Origin of the sequence: Burkholderia sp. MSh2 (assembly GCF_000731655.1) — a bacterium.
In the GTDB taxonomy this organism is placed as follows: domain Bacteria; phylum Pseudomonadota; class Gammaproteobacteria; order Burkholderiales; family Burkholderiaceae; genus Burkholderia; species Burkholderia paludis.
The window spans coordinates 1-2,356 of record NZ_JPGM01000142.1 but is presented as its reverse complement, the minus strand read 5'-3'; the positions used below and the strand labels follow the sequence as shown (position 1 = coordinate 2,356).

At 52.8% G+C, this 2,356-nt stretch carries 2 protein-coding genes and 2 pseudogenes; all 4 read right to left on the bottom strand.

Annotation, left to right across the window (positions count from 1 at the left end; translation table 11 throughout):
- A pseudogene (locus tag GQ57_RS44100) lies at positions 1–132 on the bottom strand (RHS repeat-associated core domain-containing protein); the annotation flags it as partial.
- A 175-nt stretch (positions 133–307) separates the two neighbouring features.
- Entirely contained in the window at positions 308–769 is a 462-nt protein-coding gene (locus tag GQ57_RS41185) for an Imm26 family immunity protein (RefSeq protein WP_075123072.1), read from the bottom strand.
- Between the two features lie 353 nt (positions 770–1,122).
- Positions 1,123–1,275, bottom strand: a pseudogene (locus GQ57_RS42890) (RHS repeat-associated core domain-containing protein); the annotation flags it as partial.
- Positions 1,276–1,299: 24 nt separating this feature from the next.
- Positions 1,300–1,662: a hypothetical protein gene (locus tag GQ57_RS37905; RefSeq protein WP_034200611.1), complete on the bottom strand. Its 363-nt coding sequence runs from the start codon at positions 1,660–1,662 to the stop codon at positions 1,300–1,302.
- Positions 1,663–2,356: the final 694 nt, after the last annotated feature.

The window sequence follows — 2,356 nt, the reverse complement described above, 5'->3', positions numbered from 1 at the left end:
ATCAGTCCACTGAACGGGGTTGGGCGCGTACTGATACAGATTCAGGCCACCAGCCAGTCCGATCGGGTCCTTGCAGATGAACCGTCCAGAGTTTGGATCGTAGTACCTGTATCGGTTATAGTGTAGGCCCGTCTACAGCCAAGATAAACTATTCCGGCCCACCAAGAAGCTCCCTTGCTCGCACAAATTCACGTTCTAATCGGTCGTCATTTCGAGTCTCCTTCAGCGCCTACTCCAGAAAGGGGCGGGCCTCCGTCGACCGGGCTATTTCATACCGAAAATCACCCAAGTAGATCACAGAGAACAATCAAGTATCGATGTGCTTAAAAAGGTTTGAATTCTCATTAATCTCTTCAATTAGGCGCTCATCGGTCAATTTCTTGTCTTCCGGGAGATCGTCATACTGCCCAAATTCCTCAGCAGATATGTAGCGCCCTTTAAATACGACCTTTCTTACGTCCGGCCGCAGCCTGAAGACTTGCTTACGCGGGCCTGGCCAAGCCTCATCCTCACTTGCAAATGGGATATTACCAATTAGCGGCCATCGACCTTTCTCAATAGCCGTCCTCATGGAAAATGCATCTGTAACGCTTGGATATTTTTTAACCTCATCCAACGACAAAAGTTGCTTCCCAGATGTTACCCCCAGGATCGCTATATCCGGATTGTGGTACATGCGCACATAGCCGTACCGTTGATTCAACGGGTCAAGAGGGACGGCATAAACATCACCGATCCTCACCTCATTTTTAGATTTTCTCCTGATCATCTTTTAAGTGATTTCTCCGCACAATCAAGGTATGTTGCTTTGCTTTTGTTTCGGTCTGAGATTGGATTGTTCTGGTCCGTTGCCAGATCTCCGAGATTGCCATGCTCAATGTGCTCAAGACCACGGACCGAAGCGTATGAATCTGTCTCGTGAACAACGTTTGCATCTTCCAGAGCTATTCCTCTATGGTGCCCGCCAGAGAAACGTCTCTGCAAAACCTCCCGTGGCGTCCCGTACCCCGAAGCCTTACCCGTATAGATTTTCCCCGGGTTCTTAGGATCTTCCGCTTGATACACGATGTGCGTCTTACCGTCGGCCGCACAGGGATCTTGTCCGGGGCATTTGCAGGCCTTCTTGCGAGCCAACCCAAGCGGATCAACCCACTGGATCGGATTGGGCGCGTATTGATAAACGTTGATGCCACCGTTCAGGCCGATCGGGTCTTTGCTGATGAATCTGCCTGTGTTGGGATCGTAATACCGATGCCGGTTGTAGTGCAGGCCCGTATATTTTGCTCTCGAGAGCCCGCCTCACGGCACAAGTATGTCGTACAAATACAGCGTTGGCTGCGCAGTGTTGTCCTTCTTCACTCGAAGGATCATGAAAGCGTCCGAGCCCCCCTCCTCCGAGAAGATGGGTACCTCGATTGATAGCCCGTCTGATTTATGTCCATCAATTTCAAATACATACCCATCCATTATCACCTCATCCGGGATCGGCCCAATCGCCTCCCCACCCAAGCAGGCTCTCAGCGCGGCTCTGTATTCCGATGCTGTGCTTGGTGCAGCAAGTCCTTGGCTTACCAACTCCTCAAAGTGGTCATGGATCAACTCATCGTAGATGTGCTTCACCAATGGGGCATACATCGGATAGTCCGCCAACTTACGTTCCATGCTATCTCCTATCTCCGATTCTTCACGGTTCGCATTGGAGTATTTCCATTGAACCCGAGGTTTTCGAAATATGGATCAACGTGCGCTGCAAAAAGACACCTTGCCTCTTGGGAAGTAAGACCAGCTCGCCGGAGCGCCTTGTAACCAATTCTGCGCTCGGCGGCATACGTTCCCCCTCCGGCTTGTCGCTGCACACTTGTCGCTGCGTAATGCTCCGAGCCCACTTGTGTAGAAGGCCCGTCCAGTTGAACAGCGGGTGCCCCAGTATAGGGGTACCCTTCCGTACCTACTGGCACTGAGGCATGTTGGATGATGTGATGGCCGTCTGCGGGCGTTCCCGACTTTGAACCATACGCCCGACCACTCGCTCGCATATTTGCGAGAACCTTTTCACAATCGCACGGACAACGCGCCAAGCCGAGCGGATCGATCCAGCCGATCGGGTTCGGCGCGTATTGATAGACTTTTTACACCGAAACGCTCGCCCCTCGTATACGCCGCAATCCATTGTCCAGCAAGGGTTTCAGCCTTCCGCCTACGCCAGCAATTTTTTCCTAGACACGATTTTCCCGATGCGCGCACCCGGGCGCAAGCGCGGCCCACGCATCTTGCAATGCATGACACTTGCCCCGCCAAGCCTATTCGCGGCGGGCTGACGTGCCCGCCTTACTCGTCCTCGTCCTCGTCCTCGTCC